General features: G+C 39.0%; 19 protein-coding genes. 13 read left to right on the top strand and 6 right to left on the bottom strand.

The window, feature by feature from the left end:
• From FFO06_RS19030 to FFO06_RS19015, 4 genes are all read right to left on the bottom strand, one after another.
• Positions 1–472, bottom strand: a 472-nt coding sequence (locus FFO06_RS19030; RefSeq protein ID WP_442341973.1) for a DUF7149 domain-containing protein, incomplete at its 3' end; no start/stop codon positions are given.
• Between the two features lie 166 nt (positions 473–638).
• A complete protein-coding gene (locus tag FFO06_RS19025; RefSeq protein WP_137909436.1) occupies positions 639–1,253 on the bottom strand; it encodes a cytochrome c oxidase subunit 3 in 615 nt (204 codons plus the stop codon).
• A gap of 161 nt (positions 1,254–1,414) precedes the next feature.
• Entirely contained in the window at positions 1,415–3,088 is a 1,674-nt protein-coding gene (gene ctaD / locus FFO06_RS19020; RefSeq protein WP_137909435.1) for a cytochrome c oxidase subunit I, read from the bottom strand.
• A 152-nt stretch (positions 3,089–3,240) separates the two neighbouring features.
• The gene (locus FFO06_RS19015; protein WP_137909434.1) at positions 3,241–4,185 is read right to left on the bottom strand and encodes a cytochrome c oxidase subunit II; all 945 of its coding nucleotides are present in this window, start codon (positions 4,183–4,185) and stop codon (positions 3,241–3,243) included.
• A gap of 548 nt (positions 4,186–4,733) precedes the next feature.
• Between FFO06_RS19015 and FFO06_RS19010 the strand changes: the two genes are divergently transcribed.
• From FFO06_RS19010 to FFO06_RS18965, 10 genes are all read left to right on the top strand, one after another.
• Positions 4,734–5,663 (top strand): COX15/CtaA family protein, encoded by a 930-nt coding sequence (locus FFO06_RS19010; RefSeq protein WP_137909433.1) that lies wholly within the window; start codon positions 4,734–4,736, stop codon positions 5,661–5,663.
• 72 nt (positions 5,664–5,735) lie between these two features.
• Positions 5,736–6,674 (top strand): heme o synthase, encoded by a 939-nt coding sequence (locus FFO06_RS19005; RefSeq protein WP_137909432.1) that lies wholly within the window; start codon positions 5,736–5,738, stop codon positions 6,672–6,674.
• Positions 6,675–7,135: 461 nt separating this feature from the next.
• Positions 7,136–8,635, top strand: a complete 1,500-nt coding sequence (locus FFO06_RS19000) for a pyridoxal phosphate-dependent decarboxylase family protein (RefSeq protein ID WP_137909431.1) — start codon at positions 7,136–7,138, stop codon at positions 8,633–8,635.
• 137 nt (positions 8,636–8,772) lie between these two features.
• Positions 8,773–10,317: a phenylacetate--CoA ligase family protein gene (locus tag FFO06_RS18995; protein WP_137909430.1), complete on the top strand. Its 1,545-nt coding sequence runs from the start codon at positions 8,773–8,775 to the stop codon at positions 10,315–10,317.
• Positions 10,318–10,518: 201 nt separating this feature from the next.
• Positions 10,519–10,950, top strand: coding sequence for a DUF8788 domain-containing protein (locus FFO06_RS18990; protein ID WP_137909429.1), 432 nt, complete (start codon positions 10,519–10,521; stop codon positions 10,948–10,950).
• Between the two features lie 114 nt (positions 10,951–11,064).
• Complete coding sequence (locus FFO06_RS18985; RefSeq protein WP_137909428.1) at positions 11,065–11,898, top strand: methyl-accepting chemotaxis protein; 834 nt, start codon at positions 11,065–11,067, stop codon at positions 11,896–11,898.
• Positions 11,899–11,946: 48 nt separating this feature from the next.
• Entirely contained in the window at positions 11,947–12,351 is a 405-nt protein-coding gene (locus tag FFO06_RS18980) for a DUF8788 domain-containing protein (RefSeq protein ID WP_137909427.1), read from the top strand.
• A gap of 40 nt (positions 12,352–12,391) precedes the next feature.
• Complete coding sequence (locus tag FFO06_RS18975; protein ID WP_137909426.1) at positions 12,392–12,955, top strand: DUF8788 domain-containing protein; 564 nt, start codon at positions 12,392–12,394, stop codon at positions 12,953–12,955.
• Between the two features lie 233 nt (positions 12,956–13,188).
• Positions 13,189–13,815 carry a GNAT family N-acetyltransferase gene (locus tag FFO06_RS18970; protein WP_137909425.1) on the top strand — a complete coding sequence of 209 codons (627 nt, stop codon included), beginning with the start codon at positions 13,189–13,191 and terminating at the stop codon, positions 13,813–13,815.
• A 132-nt stretch (positions 13,816–13,947) separates the two neighbouring features.
• Positions 13,948–14,505, top strand: coding sequence for a cysteine hydrolase family protein (locus tag FFO06_RS18965; RefSeq protein ID WP_137909424.1), 558 nt, complete (start codon positions 13,948–13,950; stop codon positions 14,503–14,505).
• A gap of 205 nt (positions 14,506–14,710) precedes the next feature.
• Here the strand turns inward: FFO06_RS18965 and FFO06_RS18960 are convergent, their stop codons facing one another.
• Positions 14,711–15,550 carry a prephenate/arogenate dehydrogenase gene (locus FFO06_RS18960; protein WP_137909423.1) on the bottom strand — a complete coding sequence of 280 codons (840 nt, stop codon included), beginning with the start codon at positions 15,548–15,550 and terminating at the stop codon, positions 14,711–14,713.
• Positions 15,551–15,813: 263 nt separating this feature from the next.
• On the opposite strand from FFO06_RS18960, the gene FFO06_RS18955 reads away from it, so the two are divergent.
• The 3 genes from FFO06_RS18955 (at position 15,814) to FFO06_RS18945 (ending at position 18,881) form a co-directional block, all read left to right on the top strand.
• Complete coding sequence (locus tag FFO06_RS18955) at positions 15,814–16,404, top strand: DUF1517 domain-containing protein (protein WP_137909422.1); 591 nt, start codon at positions 15,814–15,816, stop codon at positions 16,402–16,404.
• Between the two features lie 259 nt (positions 16,405–16,663).
• Entirely contained in the window at positions 16,664–17,932 is a 1,269-nt protein-coding gene (locus FFO06_RS18950) for an RNA-guided endonuclease InsQ/TnpB family protein (RefSeq protein WP_137909421.1), read from the top strand.
• Positions 17,933–18,011: 79 nt separating this feature from the next.
• The gene (locus tag FFO06_RS18945; RefSeq protein WP_137909437.1) at positions 18,012–18,881 is read left to right on the top strand and encodes a hypothetical protein; all 870 of its coding nucleotides are present in this window, start codon (positions 18,012–18,014) and stop codon (positions 18,879–18,881) included.
• 353 nt (positions 18,882–19,234) lie between these two features.
• Here FFO06_RS18945 and FFO06_RS18940 read toward each other — a convergent pair.
• A partial coding sequence (locus tag FFO06_RS18940) for a zinc ribbon domain-containing protein (RefSeq protein WP_162501214.1) occupies positions 19,235–19,518 on the bottom strand: 284 nt, incomplete at its 5' end.

Genomic DNA, 19,518 nt, shown 5'->3' with positions numbered 1-19,518 from the left:
CAAAATCTTGAGCATCAAAAATAAACCATTCGTAAATATTAGTTGCTATTAAATATTTCAGTTCTAGATTTTTTTCGGTTAAACGTTCTCTGAGAAAATATAAAACTAATTCCTGAAATGCTTTAGTGTTTAAATTATCAATTTTGAGCATTTCGCTTTTATTTGTTGGCTTTTTAACTTCTAATTTTTTAACTTCTAAAATTACACCAACACTGGTTTTAGGGTCTTGACCATTATGAATAACCAGGTCATTTCGTCCTTGAGTATTAATAAAGTGATTAGAACTGTAATATGTGTTCTTTAAAAAGTCAGCAATCAGGTTTTTATGAAATTCCTCTGATTCAGATTCGTTAATTTTTGCAATTAGGTTTTTTAGATGTTTTTTAAAAGTTTCAATATCCTTTCTAAAAGGATTGATTTTCAGAAATGCTTTATTTAATGATTCCCTGGGTTGTAGTTTCTGTGAGTTCATTTGTTTTAAATTTTTAATCCAGTTTGTAGGCTGGGTTGACCCAAGGAAACCCAACAAAATATATAATATATAATAATATATACTTATTCACCAGTACAAATAAAAAAACCCCCAAGGGGGGGACTGTGGGTTATTCAAGTGGAGTGAACAACTAAGTAATAAATACCTAGAGTAAATAGAGTAACCCGAATAAAACAATCCAAATTACATCTACAAAGTGCCAGTAAATTTCCGCCGCTTCAATGCCAAAGTGATTTTTATTACTGTAATGTCCTGGAGTAAGCGATCGCCACAAAACTGCTACAATTGCCAAAACACCGATAGTAACGTGCAAACCGTGAAAACCGGTTAAAACATAAAAGGCACTAGCGAATAAATTAGTAGTCAGACCGAACTCTAAATGAGTATATTCATAAACCTGACCCGCTAAAAAAACAGCGCCCATAAGTGCCGTAATTGCCAACCACAGCCGCATTCCTTTAGTATCGTTCTTTTTAATAGCAGTATCAGCATTGTGCATAACAAAACTACTAGCTATCAAAATAGAAGTATTCACAGTGGGTAACAACAATTCCAACTCTGGAGTTCCCGCTGGTGGCCAGACAGGAATAGTAGAACGGTAAGTTAGGTATGCACCAAACAAACCCATAAAAATCATACCCTCAGCCACCAAAAACATAAACAGACCAAACAAACGATGATCTGGGTGTGCTTCGTGACCAGAAACTGATTGATGATGATTTAACTCAGTATTAGTCGCGTCAATAATTTGACTTTGCATAAATTATTTAATTGGTAATGGGTAATTGGTAATGGGTAATGGGTTAAAAGTTTTTAGCGTTGCTGAACTCAGGTAAATCAAAAGACCCTATTTCTTACCCGCCGCACCTTTGCGCCTCTGGGAGAAAAAATTCCTTTATTTAGCAACGCCAAATTTTCTCTTTAAAGTGCTGATTCAATTTGGGGAGTTAACACGGGTTCAACTTCAACTCGTTCCTTACTCACCCCATAATCATAAGGGCCAGTAGTCAAAACTGGTAGAGTTTCAAAATTCTCAATACTAGGAGGGGAACTAGTCATCCATTCTAAAGTTAATGCTTGCCAGGGATTATTACCAGCTTTTTCGCCATAGAACCAACACCAAACGGCATTAATGATAAATGGTAAGGTGGAGACGGCCAATATATAAGATCCCCAGGTGCAGATTTCATTCAAAGCGGTGAATTTAGGATCATATTCAGCAATACGACGGTTCATACCCATTAATCCTAGTTTGTGCATGGGTAAGAAAGTCATGTTGAGACCAACCATGGTTAAAGCGAAATGGACTTGACCCCAAAATTCATTCATTTTCCGTCCCGTCATTTTCGGGAACCAGTGGTAAATGGCCGCGAAAATGCCTAACACACTACCACCGAATAAGACATAGTGGAGATGTGCCACTACAAAGTAAGTATCGTGAACGTGAATATCAAAAGGAACTGCGGCCAACATCACACCGCTAATACCACCAATCACAAAAGTTGCTAAAAAGCCAATGGCAAATAACATGGCGCTAGTGAAGCGGATTTTACCACCCCAGATAGTTGCCAACCAACCGAAAATTTTAATCCCAGTGGGTACAGCGATGATCATGGTAGTGATCATAAAAAACATCCGTAGCCAACCAGGGACACCGCTGGTAAACATATGGTGCGCCCAGACGATTAAACCTAAGAAACTGATAGCTAGGGATGAGAAAGCGATCGCTTTATAGCCAAAAATCGGTTTTCGGGCGTGAATTGGCAGAATTTCCGAAATTGCCCCAAAGAAAGGCAAAATCATGATGTAAACTGCTGGGTGGGAATAGAACCAGAACATATGTTGATAAACAACAGGATCACCCCCGCCACTGGGGTTAAAAAACGTTGTTCCGGCCAACAAATCAAAACCCAGTAAAATCAAAGCTGCCGCTAATACGGGCGTAGATATTAATACTAGTGCAGAAGTTGCCACCATTGCCCAACAAAATAAGGGCATTTGATAGATACCCATGCTAGGAACTCGCATTTTCACAAGAGTGACGAGAAAATTAATCGCCCCCAAAATGGAAGAAGTTCCCAAAAGCAACACACTCATAATCCAAATACCCTCACCCACCTGGCCCGTTACCAAACTCAGGGGGGGGTAGGAAGTCCAACCGGCATCAGGGGCATCACCTACGGCTAAACTAGCAATTAGTAGGATACCTGCGGGGGGAACCATCCAAAAAGCCACAGCATTGAGGCGAGGAAATGCCATATCTCTGGCCCCAATCATCAGCGGAATTAAATAGTTAGCAAATCCCGCTCCCGTTGGCACAATCCACAGGAAAATCATGATTGTGGCATGGAGTGTAAACAGGCTGTTATAGATTTCTGGTGTGACAAAATCTACTTCTGGAGTGCGTAATTCTGTCCGCACTAAATCAGCCATTACGCCACCAATGCAGTAAAAAATAAACGAAGTGACTAAGTATTGAATCCCAATCACCTTATGATCTGTACTAAAACCAAAAAAATCTCGCCAATGCCTTTCTTTATGTTCTTCAGTATGATTGTGGTTGTAATCGGTTTCTTCTAATTGTGCTTGTGTCATATTTTAAAGAAGTTAAATGGGCGATGAAAACCACTTCTACACAGTCCAAACCCAGATGATGCGTGGTTTAAATTACTTAATTTTTCATTAGTCCACGCAAGTGGACTTTGTTTGTGTAGCCATGAATTATATTCGCTGTATTTTGTAATTCCCTACTTAATTTGATGCAAAATTTCTGAATTAATGCCCATATCCTGAATATAAGGAGAAAGGAATTTATCAGCGTTCATAGCCATCGTTTGATTGGGTATATCCTTACTTGCAATTAATTGTTCTTGCATCCATTGATCAAAAGCCTCTTGTGTCTCAACTACTACTGGGCTTTTCATGACCCCGTGATAAGGTCCACACAATTCAGCACAAATTAAATTATATTCACCTGTTTTTGAGGGAGTAAAACGCAAATTTGTTTGTCTACCAGGAATAGCATCCTGTTTAAGCCGAAATTCGGGAATCCAAAACGCGTGGATGACATCATTAGCTGTCAAGTTAATTTCTACGGTTTTACCAATGGGTAAATGAAGTTCACCGGTTGTCACTTCCGTGGCTGGATAGGTGAATAACCAAGCATATTGGAGTCCAGTCACATTGACAACTAATTCCGCTGGTTTAGTAACGGTATCGGAATTATTATCTAATTGTGCTACTTGTACAGATGCTTCCTTTAAGGTAGCGGCCATAGCCGTTCCCGGCATATTCATGGATTCTTCCATCATGGGTGCTGCATGGGCTGAATGGGGATCAAAGCCGCCCATGTTACTGTATACATCAAAACTGTAGACAGAAATACCGATAACGATAATTGCGGGGATCGCAGTCCAGAGGATTTCCAGAGGCACATTACCTTCAATTGCTGGACCATCTTCATTGTCACCAGCACGACGACGATATCTAACAACGGCGTAAATTAAAACACCTTCAACAATCAAAAATATGCCTGTAGAAACAGTCATCATGGCATTGAATAGACCATCTACCAAGGGGGCTTCATCGGAGGCCGCTGTAGGCAACAGACCGTGATTTTGACCGTACCAGAGACTTGTGAGGGTGAGGACAATGCCAATGAGTAATGTCCAGATTGTACTTGGAATTTTCATGGCGGATTTTTTATCAATTAACTAATTTATCTTCAAGTTACTTCAACCTTGAGTTACGCACCGCGCCCTAATGAACCACAAAGACGCGAAGATCACGAAAGAGAGAGGCTTTGGGAGATATTTGGCGTAGGTTTTGTTCACTGACAAAAGTGACCCCACTTACTAAGGTAATGCAGGGTATGAGATATAGTATGCGCTGGTCCGAAATCTTTATTAATTTTTTGGATTAGGATCACAATTTTGAGTACAAGGGAGATAAGTTATCCGTCCCCAGATTAAATGGCAATTTAGCCGAAAAATTCCCATAAATTCCCATTTATCAATGTTTCTATCCGGTTGAATCCTAACTTTTTTCCCCCTCCTTCCCTGTTCCTATCTGCAAAACAGCACAAAATCTTACAGCTAAAACTAGCTAAAGTGATCCAAAGTATAAGGGAAAGCCGATTTCTACATTCTGACCTGTAGGTTAGGGTGAATGGAGATTGGCACTAAATCAAAATACGAAATTTCCCACCCTTCACAGCACAAGCAGTCTCAAGGTATTGTTAATGAACGAATTTGTCTTAGAACCACAAAATCAAGCGGCAAAAGTTAGACAACAGCCCCAGGATATGATTCGTCGCTTGGTGTGGAAAATCTGCATAGCCACCTTAATTTTGATGGCTATAGGCAGCGCCACCCGCGTCATGAATGCTGGACTTGCTTGTCCTGACTGGCCTTTATGCTATGGGGAGTTAGTTCCAGCCCAGCAAATGAATCTCCAGGTGTTTTTGGAATGGTTTCATCGTCTAGATGCGGCTTTAATTGGCTTTAGTGCGATCGCCCTTTGTAGTTTATCTTGGTGGCATCGTCTTTCTTTACCCAAGTGGCTACCTTGGGCTTCTACATTCGCCTTATTTTTAATTGTCTTGCAAGGGATTTTGGGAGGACTGACTGTAACTGAATTGTTGCGGTTTGATATCGTTACTGCCCATTTGGGAACAGCACTGCTATTTTTCACCACTTTGTTAATTATCGGTACAAGTCTGGCCTCTTATCAAGGAACGGGAACAGTGGGTAAATTACCCATACTGAGTTTAACTGCTGCCATTTGTGTCTACTTACAAAGTCTACTGGGTGCTTTAGTGGGTTCTCGCTGGGCTTTACACCAGTGTTTGGCAGGTGAACAACTTTGTAATGTCATGTACAGTCATATTTTTGGCTTATTACCCCCAACTCTAGCTACTTTGGCGGTGGTGTTAACTTCTTGGCGCACACCAGCACTACATCCTGTTTTACGGAAACTGGCCAATATGGCGGGTGGTTTATTGATTTTACAACTTTTATTGGGTGTGGCTACCTTCCGCTTACATTTACAAGTTGAACCTCTCACTGTTTCTCACCAAGCTATTGGTGCAACTTTACTCGGTACTTTGGTGGTATTTACAGTTTTATCACTGCGGGATTCATTCACTCCCACTCACAGCCCAAATCCATAAAGCCACATCTTCATATTTCTACCAAAAAGCGGTTTGCTGACCAGTTCTTGAAAAATAAGGAAAAAGCCCAACATGATTGAGACTAATGTCTCTCGTCGTCAGCACGACACATTTCTCCAAGTCGTTCACAGTTACTACCAGTTAACCAAACCCCGAATTATCCCCCTGCTATTAATCACTACTGCTGGAAGTATGTGGATAGCTGCCCAGGGAGAGGTAGATCCTTGGTTGTTAATTATTACCATGATTGGTGGGACTTTGGCCGCAGCCAGCGCCCAAACCATTAACTGTATCTATGACCGAGATATAGATTATGATATGGAGCGCACACGCCACCGTCCTCTGCCTTCTGGTAAGGTACAACCCCGTGATGCTTTAATTTTTGCTATCGTTCTGGCTGTACTTTCTTTTACGCTCCTCACAATATTTGCTAATCTCCTAGCCGCATTTTTAGCCTTCTCTGGCATCATCTTTTATGTTTTAGTCTATACTCACTGGCTCAAACGTCATAGCACTCAAAATATCGTCATTGGTGGTGCTGCCGGGGCAATTCCCGCTTTAGTTGGCTGGGCTGCGGTGACAGATACTTTAAGTTGGGCAGCTTGGTTAATTTTTGCCATTGTCTTTTTGTGGACACCTCCCCATTTCTGGGCTTTGGCTTTAATGATTCGTGATGATTACGCTAAGGTAGGGATACCAATGTTACCTGTGGTGGCAGGGGATCAAGCCACGGTACGACAAATTTGGTTTTATACGGTAATTACTGTTACTGCTACTATATTGCTGTTTTATCCCTTACACGCTAGTGGTATTGTCTATGCTGTTATTGCCTTGACTTTAGGCGGTATATTTGTCCATAAGTCTTGGCGTTTATTGCAAAATCCCGAAGATAAAACCATAGCGCGGGAGTTATTTTTATACTCCATTTCCTACATGATGCTGTTGTGTTTAGGGATGGTGGTAGACAGTTTACCTGTGACTCATCATTTGCTTCATCAACTGCATTTGTAATCATGTTCAGGATATAGATCCCCGACTTCTTAAAGAAGTCGGGGATCTTTTGATTACGGTTGCTGAGTATTATTGATGGTAGCCAAATCATAGGGTGGTAGTTTTTGTCTATATTTTGTAATCAAAGTTTATATTTAGGTAAATTCCCATAATTTAATCTTCTTTTTAGAAAAGACTGCTATTTTTTATATATCGTATGAGGTAAGTGTATTAAGCTTGTCACGGACTCTTAACCGCTTAAATCTAAACCGTAAAAAAAGTTTAGTAGCCACTGAGCATTAGTTAGCTTTTTTACATCTGATATCTTGCATTAGTGACTATATTTACATTTATTTAATGAAATATTTGGTAAATATGATTGACAAGTTGACAATTGTCATGTAAGTTACAAAAGGGTTACTAAAAATACTCAAAAAAAATTCATTACCCATAAAAAGACTAGGGTTAGGACTAGAATAGTTATGCCGTATATAGATACAGATACCGAGAGCTTGATCACCAAGGAGGGTGTTTTTGATGATCAATTGTTTCGGGAAAGTGCTGAGATTGTTGTATCCAAATTAGAAAAATACTTAGCCGACTCATCAATCAGAGGACTGGCACTGAGTAATCCTTATGACTTGTCCCAAACAGCAAAAGAGATCATGAATCAGGGACAGAAGGATAGGGCTTTATGCAATCAGGAAAAGCTAGAAGCAATTATTGACTTATATATTAAAACTGGAATACAAGTGTACTCACCCGGTTACATGGGGCGACAATTTTCGGGTGTAATTCCCTTAGCTGGTCTGATTGATTTAATTAGTTCCATAGTCAGTCAACCGTCCTCCTTCTATGAAGCGGGGCAGTTACCGAACGTAGTTGAGCGGATTATGGCCGATGAGTTTAACCAATTTATTGGTTGGAGTCCCGATAGTTTTGCCATGGTGACCACCTCCGGGGGGACATTGGGTAATTTAACCGCTCTTTTAGCAGCTAGAAACGAAAAATTTCCCCAGATTTGGTCAGAAGGGATTTCTGCATTGGGGGATCAATATCGTCCGGCCATTGCTGTGAGTGAAGATGCACATTATGGCGTTTGTCGGGCTGCGGGGATTATGGGAATCGGAGAAAATCAAATTATCCGTTTACCAATTAATCAGAAAAAACAAATTTGTATAGACCAGGTAGGTCCTACCCTAGAAGCAGCAGAGAAACGGGGGCTAAAGATTTTCTGTTTGGTGGCTTCAGCAGGAACTACTTCCGTAGGTGCTTTTGATTCAATTGATCAATTAGCACAAATTACCAAAGAGAAAAATATCTGGCTTCATATTGACGGCGCTCATGGTGCTAGTTTGCTGGTTTCTGACCAGTTGCGTCACAAATTAAAAGGAATTGAAAAGGCAGATTCCTTTGTCTTGGACGCTCACAAAATGATGTTTTTACCTGGGGTGTGTACCCTTCTTTTCTATAAGAATAAGGAAAAGAGCTATGGCGCATTTCGTCAGAACGCTAGTTATGTCTTTGAAAAAGTTCCTGATATCTATACTCAATTCGATAGTGCAGAACAGAATTTTGAATGCACTAAAAGACCGCTAATCATGAACTTGTGGGTATTATGGGCGCTTTATGGAAAGGAAATATTTGCTGATAAGATTGAGTATTTGTGTCAGTTGACTCAGGAAGCCTATCAAATACTCAAACACGAGCCAGATTTCCAGACCATTCATCAACCGGAGGTGAATATCCTTTGTTTCCGATATGTACCCTCCAATGTGAGCGATAATCTCTTGTCTGATTTTCAGTTAGCAATTAGAAATAGAATTAGGGAAGGAGGGAAATTCTTCATCTCCAAGGTAGAAATTGATGGAATTAACTCTTTGCGTGTCGTTTTCATGAATCACAGAATTAATACTCATCACTTTCATGAGTTACTAGATGAAATTAGAAAAATTGGACTGGAATTAATTAGCGGAACTTAGTTAAAAGGCGACTATTTTAAAAAGCTACAAATTTTTAGTTTCAATAATTAGGCTGAAATCAGCCAAAAAGCTGCTTTTATATTCTTTTATGAGCAGGGGAACAAAAAGTGTTAGAATATCAAGAGAGGGGAATGATCATGAATACTGAAACTCAGAAAGTATCTACTTCTAGTGAAGAATTAATTGATAAATTAATTCCACTTGATGAATTAGAACCAAAATCAGTTGATCAAGTAGTTAAACTGCCTTCATTTTTTGAGAAAATCAAAAAATGTGAAAGTTTATTAGAGACGGAATATAGTGGACTTGAAGAGACAATTCAAAATGCTTTAGTATTGCGGCGTTTACAGCAAATGACAAATACTCTCATGCTCAATCCTATTTGGAAAGATATGATTGAGAGGTCAGGCTTAAAAAAAGCTCCCCGCAATTTTGAAGAATGGCAACAATTACCGATTTCTGATAAGACCACCATGGGTGAGTTGTTCTCATGGTCAAGACCAGGTTTAGTTGTTCCTTTAAGTTATGGCGGTTTTGAAATTGTTGCCAGTGGTGGAACTACAACTGGTTTACCAGTGGAAATGGTTTACTCATTGCGAGAATTACAAGATACTTACAAGATTGCTGGTAAATTCATCGGCGAACATATGTTAGCTGATTACCTAGCAGGGGATGATCCTAAGTGGGTTGCTACCACCTTAGCGGATTTTCAAATGTGGAGTAGCGGGACAATGGTTGGGGGTGTTTTACAGAATATACCCGGAATTAACTATCTTGGTGCAGGTCCGGTGATGAGGGAAGTTTATCACCACATTATGTCTTATCCCGGTCCAAAGGCAATTATGGCAATTTCCGCAGGTATAGCAATCCTGAGTGACCTTGGTATTGGTTTACATGAAGAAGCTAGGAAAAGTTTCCGTGTAGCAATGTATGGTAGTGGAGTATTACCATATCGCAAACAACTTGAGTTAAAAGAGCTTTATCCTAATCTGGAAATTTTGAGTTACTTTGCTACAGTTCAAAATGAAGCTATTGGCTTACAGTTGCGCCATGAAGTTCCTTATTTGGCTACCGTTCCCGGGTTACATTTGGTTGAGATTGTGGATAGTGAGGGGCGTTGGGTTAAAGTCGGAGAGGAGGGTGAATTGGTTGTGACGCGACTTCATGGCCATGAAGCACCATTTCTGAGGTTTAAATCGGGGGATAAGGTGATACGTCGTCCCAATATAGATAAACCAGAATTAAAAACCCAACAATTTGAGTTTTTAGGTCGCAGTGGAGATATTATTCACATTAACGACACACAATATTCTGCTCCCCAAGTTTACGCTTCTCTCTGTCATGAATTGAAGGCAGCTGGTATTTTTGACTTGGAAGCACTAGCTCATGAAATGCAGTTTGTTAACCATCGCACAACGAAGACCTTGCAGTTAATCGCTGCGGTAGATGATATCAAAACCTTGTTTATCAGAATGGATAATATGCTGGGAATTGAAGGAATCAGGCGTTTATTTATTCAATCTTTAATGCACTCTTTATCTATTTTTAATATAGGAGAAGCTAATGTATATTACACTGAAAAGAGTGGGTATAAGTTTGAAATAAAACTTGTGAAAAAGTGGTCGGAAGAGATTTATAGGACTCCAGTAGGTAAAGTACCTTTAATCAGAGATATTTTCTAAAGTCAGCTATATCCTGATGTGACTCAGGATATGGATAATAAGGTAGGGAATGTCATGCCCGAACCCTAGATTAATTATTCTAGTAGGCTTGTAAATGGCAAATCCTTAACTTTTTCAGGTTAGCTTTGTTCAACAAGAATCCTCTCACTTGAGGGGGGTGTCAACGACTGTTTTTTTTCAAGTAAAATAACGAGGAAAATTATGGAGTCAAAGATCAGCATATTTTGTGTTGTTGATGTCATTGAATCACTTTCGGGTGGAACGCTGTTAAATGGTAATCTTTGCATGATGGACAATAGCCCTCTGGGTAGTCTCAATCAGGGAACAACCAATTTAGTCACCTTGTGCCACCCAGGACAAATTATCCAGTGGACAATTTTAGCTCTTGATTTGCAGACACCAGTAGCTATCAGAAAGATTACCTTTCTTAACCAAGATGGTACTAGTGTTGAACCGCTTCCAGATGACCCTACAAAACTGGAAAGCGATAAGCTGCATTTGAATGTTTGGTCTGGCATTGTCCCATACTATCTTGTACCTGGCGTAGATTATCGCTATAGATTTGAGTTGCAAATGTATGAAGGCAAGAACTGTCTGATGTATGTAGATACTCCTGCTTTGAAGTGCATTTAACCTCAGCTTGATAAAAAACAACAAAAACCCCTGTAAAGATAGGACTTTATGGACGGTTGAAACTAAGCGTTGAAGAGTGAAAACAAACTTAAACTCAGAGAAAAAGGAATCTTTATGAGCCAACATTTGGGAATAATATTGTTGATTGATGTGGCAGCGGCCATAGAAGCCAACACTTTGGAAGGTAATACTTACCTGTTCGACAACATGAAATTGCAGGGGTCTGAAGGTTTAGGCACTGGCAAATTAATTTCTGCAATTAATGGCACTAGTTACTGTGATGGTTCTCAAGCTAATGAGCAGGTTTTGAACTGGCTGCCCTATGGAGTTGGTTCTTTGCCCCCTACCTTGCCCAAGAGCTTTCTATCAGACAAGTCGAAAAATAGCGATCTCAAGGCACTTGAAGAGATACAAGCCCTTGCAGATAGACTGACCGGTGCTAGTGCTGACGAATCTCAAAATATCTCTGATGTCGTCGAGGAACTACAAAGGATCTCGAAAGCTGTCGGTGTCAAGACTCAAGTTCAGAGTAGAAATAGTGATGTTAGTCAGGACATTGGCCATCTTGGGCAAAAAATTATGGATGTCACAGGAAACCTTGTGACTGAGGTGGATGGGAAAATTCCCGAAATCAATTCTCTCAATCCCATCATTACAAACATCACCGGCGAAGCAGTTGATAAAAATATCATTTATCCTGCTGCCTATGGCTCTCCTGATATGGTGACAGATGGCTGGTACTGGGCTGCATCTGTGGATACATCTAGACCAGGAACCTATGCTTACACAATGCATATACAGTTGTACAAACTATCTCGTGAGAATCAAGCATGGGCTTGGGTACCAGTAGATTTTACCCATGATGCTTATATCAAGATTTCTAATGATCCCAAGAAAAATGGGTTTACAAATGCAGGTATTGGATACCTACCAATCCCTAAAGCCTAGTCAAATGCTTGATTTTCAAACGCAATTTCAAAAAATGGAAGACAGATTATGGCAAAAACAATAACGATCGCCAGTGTAATAGATGTTGTGGGAGCATTGGCAACTGATTCCTTGAGCGGACAAGTCTATTTTACAGACACCGAAAAAGCGTCTGGTTCTACAGGCCATGGTACAGAAAGTTTAAAAACCATCGTGTCAGCAGGAGATGTATTGGTTTGGACAGTGACATTCTTAGAATGTGAAGCCTATGCTGCCATTGATGAAATCATCATTGACAAGAAATACTGTGAACCAGAAAAGAAGGTTTATGAAGGTACTGATGTCTCCTACTGGTCTGGTACGGTGAAAGAGAATGTGCAATTAGTTCCCTACACCATCAAATTTAACGTGGGAACTCGGGCAGAATCTATAGCCACCGCTTCCCCTCTCTATCTTGTGGGTCAAGATGCCTAAACTGCCAAGAATCACAATTTAACTAAGCAAGAGGAAAACCATGTCAGATAAGTCTACTTTCAAGAAGCAAAATCCTGGACAGCTAAATTCAGTGCAACTGAATATAGTCACTGTCATAGACGTTCATAAAGCTGTGAGAACGGGAAGCCTAAAAAACACCCTGTACATGATGGACAACAGCGTCGGGGGGCAAGGACAGGGAACAGATCATTTACAAACTGTCTGTAAACCAGGGCAGGTTCTGAATTGGATTATCTATCCTATGGATATGGAAAAGAAACCAGATGGAACATGGCCACCTATGCCAAAAATTAATAACATTGTTTTCCTAGACAGTCAACAAGAAGGCGACGCTGAGGAATTTTCTGAAACCAAAATCTGCACTGAGTTGAAGGTTTATGGAGGTCCAGATATGATGCGTCATCGTTATTGCCCAGTTTATTATTATTGGGCAGGAGCGGTATTAAGCACTTTAAAGCCTGGTGTTTATAATTACAGATTTGTCCTTGAACTGGAGCAGGAAGGCAAAAAGGAGAAATTGTATTTGCATACTCAGGAAAAGCCCTCTTTGAAAGTAATTGATCTGTCCGCAGGACAATACTAATCTCTGCTACTAGTATTTCTGGTTTGTCAGTCATATCAAATGACATAATCAGAGACAGATGTAATGATTAAATGAGCTAAATTACATCTGATTGTACATAGGTTGTGGGCAAATATGCCCACAATATAAAACTTAAATTGCTAAATATTTGGGTTTTTCAAGCCTTGCTATTTAGCCTTAATGATTTGTGTTGTAAATACTGAAATTATTGATAATCTATAAATGGTAAAAAAATGGTAAAATTCCGCATTATTGAATCACAGGACTTTGAACAAACTGTTGATTTATGCTCTAATTTATTTGTGAATAATGAACCGATAACTAAAAGTTTGCAGATAAATTATCAAGAATTTCGACAATTAGCTGAAGCTTATTTGAGGAAAGCAATTGTGGATAGACTTTCTATTGTTGCGACGGAAGATAATGGAATTATTGTTGGTTTTGTTATATCAGAACATTTGATGACTATTCCCCCTTATATTCAGGAAATCAGTCATAAATTTGCAGCAATTCAGAAGTTGTCACAGGAGTTAAAATATAGTTATTTTGATAAATATCAATATTATTACTGGGAATTATTTCAAACTTTACATATTTTTTTATTAGGGGTTAAAGATGAATACAAAAATCAAAAAATTGCTACGAATTTAATCAGGGAGAATTTAAGGTTAGCCAAACTGAACTATTTTTCTGTGGCTATTTCTGAACTCACTGGAATTGCATCTCAAAATCTATTTCGGAAAATAGGCTTTCAAGAACAAGTAACACTCAGCTATGACTCCTATATCTTTAAAGGTGAGAAAATATTTTCATCTATTAAAGAATCTACAAGTTGTAAGTTAATGTCATATAGAATTTAGCTGGGTTAAGGTGAGGACATCTGGTAAAAATAAAATCTGGGATCATATCATCAGCCGATGGAAACGAAGATAGATAATTGATAAGTTCTGTGTTAAAAGAGAGTTATCGTCAAATTTTAAGGAGATAATGACGTGAAAACAGCACTAGTTCTAGTTGACATTGAAAATGATTATTTTCCCGGTGGTAAATGGGAACTTGTCGGCATGGATATAGCAGCTTTTAATGCTGGAAGGCTTCTGAATGCCTTTCGTGAGAGAAAGCAATTAATTTTTCATATTCAACATATTGCCAAGAATCCTGACGCACCATTTTTTGTTGTTGACACCTATGGCGCTGAGATTCATGAATCTGTGAAACCCCAGGAAAACGAAAAGCTTATTATCAAGGAGTTCCCGAACGGTTTTCGTCAGACTACTCTTCTTGATGATTTACGTAATGCTGGGGTGGAAAGATTAGTGATTTGTGGGGCTATGAGTAATATCTGTATAGATGCGACAACTCGTGCTGCAAATGATTTAGGTTTCGACTGTATTGTTGCTCACGATGCTTGTGCAGCTAGAAATCTTGAATTCTATGGTCATATTACACCTGCTTTAGAAGTTCACTGTGCTTTTATGTCAGCCCTTGGCTTTGCCTATGCTCAGGTTGTCTCAACTAACGAAGCGATAGCCATTTCAGCTTTGACCTAAGTTTTAATCAGCATTTTTGGACCTTTCTTTTCCTGAATTAGCGATAGCATTCAATTAATGCAGACATCGCTATTAAGCTGTAACGCATTTAATTTGTACAGCAACACTTCATGGCGAGAATGATGCCCGCATCACAAAATTCAGCAATACTAGGATTGTACAATTTGGCTGCGTAACAGCTTACCTACAACTTTTTCAGCAGCCCCTATTCTAGAAAGTTGTGAAGTGCTTGGCGATTTAATTTAATCTTTTCTGCTAATAATTCCCAGTTTTCCCCCTCAATTATATGAATAAATTCGTCTAAATTTTCCCGGTATTGATATAATGAATTTAATAATGCTTGGCGGTTATATTGCGCCATCATGACCCCTAATTCGGGATTTCCACCCCCCACCCTACTCGTATCCCGAAACCCTGAACTAGCGAAATTTTGGGCTAATTCGGCAATTTCTAGATCTGTTTCACTTAAACAAGCTGCTATCAAGGAGGCACTTACTATCACGGGTAAATGGGAAATCCAACTCACAGCCTGATCATGTTGTTCTGGTTGACAATGGTAGATAACCGAACCAAGCGATCGCACAATTTCTTCTACAATTGACACAACATGACTAGCTGTAGTCTCTATGGGTGTTAATACATAAGGACGATTGACAAATAAATTCCGCTGTGCTGATTCTATACCTGAATCTGTCTTTCCCGCCATAGGATGACCACCAATAAAATTCTCCCACAAAGGGGAAATTGCCTTTACTATAGGTGTTTTTACTGAACCAACATCAGTTATAATAGTAGTCTTAGGTAAATGACCAATTAACTCTTTAATTTGGGGAACTATTAATCCTATAGGGGTGCAAATAAATACAACTTCGGCTGATGCTAATAGGCTTAAATCCAAAGAAGCTTGATCCACACTACCGATTTCAACAGCCCTGACACAAGTTGATTCACGACGACTCACACCTAAAACATGGTGTCCTTGAGAACGTAAATCGAAACCCAAACAACCACCTATCAATCCTAAACCTAAAATACCAATTTTCATTGTCACCTGTAAATATGTAAATATGTATAATTTAATTTATACTTTCAATACTTGACTCCAATTCCCAAAGTTAACAATATTTAAACAACATTCATTAATGATAATGATCATATATCTATTCCATCAGAATATCTTATGCTTAATGTGAATGCGACTGTGGATTATAGCACAGAATTTTCATATATTAGTTATTTGGTAGAAAAGAAATAATTTTGAACTTTTACAAAATCTACTAATCTACTCAAATTAGCAGGAGACAAAGAATGCGTGATACATTTAATCGGATGATAGGTAAAACTAGATATGTTGTCTGTCGTTTATTTTTGCATTTAGGGGGATCTGACGTAGCACCAATTTTAGGCGTTTTGAATCGGGCTGCAAGGGAAGCAATTGACGCTGATGGTGATATAGAAGTTTTAGGAGAAGAATTGGCGCAACTTTGCCAAACCCTGCTACAATATGATGAATATTGGCTGTCTGCTGCTAATGAAGGTGATGTATTTTGGAACGAAGGGGACGCAGGAGATTACGTCAATGAACTATTCACAGACTCAGCCCAAAGATATGGTGCTAATCTTGATTTTAGTTCTACTTCCTCAAACCAGCCCTTATCACTTCCCGCAACCCGTAACGTCATTGTTATGATTATAGTCGCCACAGAGGGAGAAATTCCAGAGTTAGAAACAGACTTAGCTAATATTCCCGCCTTTAAAGCTGCTTTAAAGGCTTTAATTAATTTACACTACAAACATAAACTCCGCGCTATCCAGGTGCATTTTTCACCCGCTCAGTTAGGAGATGATCTTTCTAGTGATCAGCTATTGGAATATTACCCCGAATTGATCCCATTGTAAATTATTTCAGGACTTAGGGAAAAGATCAGGAAAGTGGGGATAATTGATGAATTACCCCTACAAAAGAATAATTCGTCAATCACAAGAAAATCGCAAAAAAGGCACGCAAGCCACTTAGCTTTAGACAGTGGAGGAAGTGCCAACGGCGAATTTATTCGCCGTGACAGTTAACCGTAATGCGGATCTTCGATATATCTTTTGACAAGTGAATCATACCTCAGTTATACTTTTTAAATCAACAAACATTGAAGGTCGAACAATGTACGGATGTCAGCAAGTTCTCGTTAAATCTGATAAATCAACAATAGCAATTTTAGAATACGTCTGTACACAAGCTAAAAGGCTGATAAATTGCGGTGTTTACTATTCCAGACAGATGTATTTTAAAACTGGTTGTATTCCTAATAGAGCAGATTTGCACAAGCAACTAGGAACTTATCAGAAAAACATTCATTACCAGGCATTGTATTCTGATACTTCCCAACAAATATTGGCCAGTGTATCTGAATCTTTCAAGTCGTACATTGGGTTAATTAAAACTGCGAATAAAGGTGAAGTTTCCCAGAAACCAAAATTACCTAATTACTGTAAAAGCGTGATGACCGTGGCTACTTTTACTAGCAGGTCATTAAAGTTAATTGATGGGATGATTAGATTTCCTTTGGGAACAAAAGTTAAAGCATGGTTTAACATGGATTGTTTTTATCTGCCAATGCCATCCAATCTTGACTTTAAATCAATCAGAGAAGTACACATTCTGCCTAGAAATAGACAATTTTATGCGGAATTTGTCTATCAAGTAAATGAAGTAAGGTCTGATGTTGACAAGAAAAATGTTTTAGGGATTGACCATGGGCTAAACAACTGGTTAACCTGTGTTTCTAGTCTAGGAACATCATTTATTGTTGATGGACTTCATTTAAAAAGTTTAAATCAGTGGTACAACAAATCGGTAGCTAAACTTAAAAGCGATAAACCGCAGGGATTTTGGACTAATAGATTAACTGCTATTACCGAAAAAAGAAACCGACAAATGCGTAATGCAGTAAATAAAGCCGCAAGGATAGTCGTTAACCACTGCATTGACAACAAAATTGGTACTATTGTTTTTGGATGGAATAAAGGACAGAAAGATGGTATTGACTTAGGAGCTAAAAATAATCAGAAGTTTGTCCAAATTCCCACAGCAAAATTAAAAGACCGTATTGCTCAACTATGTAAACAATACGGAATAGATTTTATGGAAACAGAAGAATCATATACTTCCCAATCATCGTTTCTCGGCGGTGATGATATGCCTAAATTCGGTGAAAAACCCGAGGGGTGGAAAGCGAGTGGGAAACGAGTTAGTCGTGGGGTGTATAAAACTTCTGATGGATTCAAAATTAATGCAGATGCTAATGGTGCTGCTAATATCTTGAGAAAAGTAATGGTGATGCTAGGAATTGATCTTAGCGGAATCAGTAGAGGTTGTTTAAGTCAGCCTAAGAAAGTTCGTTTGTGGACTCTTCAGAAATCCCCGGTTTAGAAAACCGGGGAAGCTTAAATCTTACTTAAGTCTTATATTTGTTAACCTGTAATTAGTATCCGCACAAAACATGAATACCGTGATTATGACTATGCTGCGTAAATTTACAGTTGTTTGTTTAGCCCTAACTTTATGCTTAACAACTGTAGCCTGTGGAGGTGAAAACCAAGCTAATTCTGCAAAACCGGGTATTAGCCAAACTGCTACCCCCACCAAGTTAAATGATGGACAGTATCAAGTACAACAAGGCACATATAACGATGCCAATGGTGAGTATACTCTGTTTTTACTCAACAACAACCCCCCAAGCTTTGCTACAGAAAAGCTACAAATGGCCAGATTAACTGAGGAAGAAATCAAAGCCGGTAAGAAAACTTACTTAAAAGTAGAAAATGGTCAGCCAGCTTTATATCTGACAGAAGACTTTAAACTTGAGTACGTCCATAATGTCACAGAGACAAAAACCAATCCCCAAACCGGACAAAAGGAAACCGTCATTGTTCGTCAAGAATCTAACTTTTGGACACCTTTTGCTGCGTCTTTAGCTGGTAACGTCGCTGGTCAAGCTATTGGTAGTATGTTGTTTAGACCTCAATACTATGTTCCCCCCGTTTATCAGCCCGGTGGGGTCATGACCGGTTATGGTGGTTATGGTTCTAGTTATGATTCAGCAGTTGCTAATTATCGTTCTCGCTACAATGAACCACCCGCAGCAGTAAGAAATCGTACTACTTTCCGCACCACAGGAAACATCAGAAACTCCTCTTCAGGACGCGCTACAACCAATAATAACCCAACCGGAAGAGCCTCCGGTTCTGGTTTTGGTGGTAGCAACCTCAGACCTTCTGGTAATTCTAGCTCTACCCAACGCAATTCTGGTAGTAGTTTTGGTAGTGGAGGTCGTTCTTCTAGTCGTCGTTCTTCCGGTTTTGGTAGCAGAAGAAGATAGGAAATTAAAGTAGGTTGGGTTGAGGAACGAAACCCAACATGATCAATACTTGACAACAGCCCAATATCAATCCAATATCAATCTTTTACTAACCTAGAACTTGCGTTACGCTGTCGCTCAACCCAACCTACTATATTTGTGATCAATTTTTGTATGGATGTTGCATGAAACATCTCTACTTTCAATTTTATTCATAAATAATCATGAAAATTATTAAATTTAAACTAGGATTTAAGGAAAGGAAGTTATTAGAAACTCAGCAAGAATACAAAAATCTACAAAATATCAATCTGATATTGACAATAAAAAACAGCAGGGTTTGACTACTCAAGAAAATTATCTGATTGACATACTCACCTGCCTGAAGGCGAGGTGATTCTTGACGCTTCACTGACTGATGCTACCGAGGTAGTCTTACTCTGTCTCAGCGCCCGTTTAGAGCCGTGGCAATGACCTATCCCGGCTTTATTTATATTTTTAGCAGCATTTTCATCTCGGTCGTGTTCAGTGCCGCAATTTAAACACTTAACCGACCGAATTTTTAAATCAAGTTTGCCCCATTTGTATCCACATTTAGAGCAAATTTGACTTGTTGCTTCCCATCTACTAATAACACGGAAATCTCTATTAAACTTTT

The sequence above is a fragment of the Dolichospermum planctonicum genome (genome assembly GCF_005402965.1).
In the GTDB taxonomy this organism is placed as follows: domain Bacteria; phylum Cyanobacteriota; class Cyanobacteriia; order Cyanobacteriales; family Nostocaceae; genus Dolichospermum; species Dolichospermum planctonicum.
The sequence above is the reverse complement of the archived record's forward strand: the minus strand, read 5'-3'. Positions and strand labels throughout refer to the sequence as shown.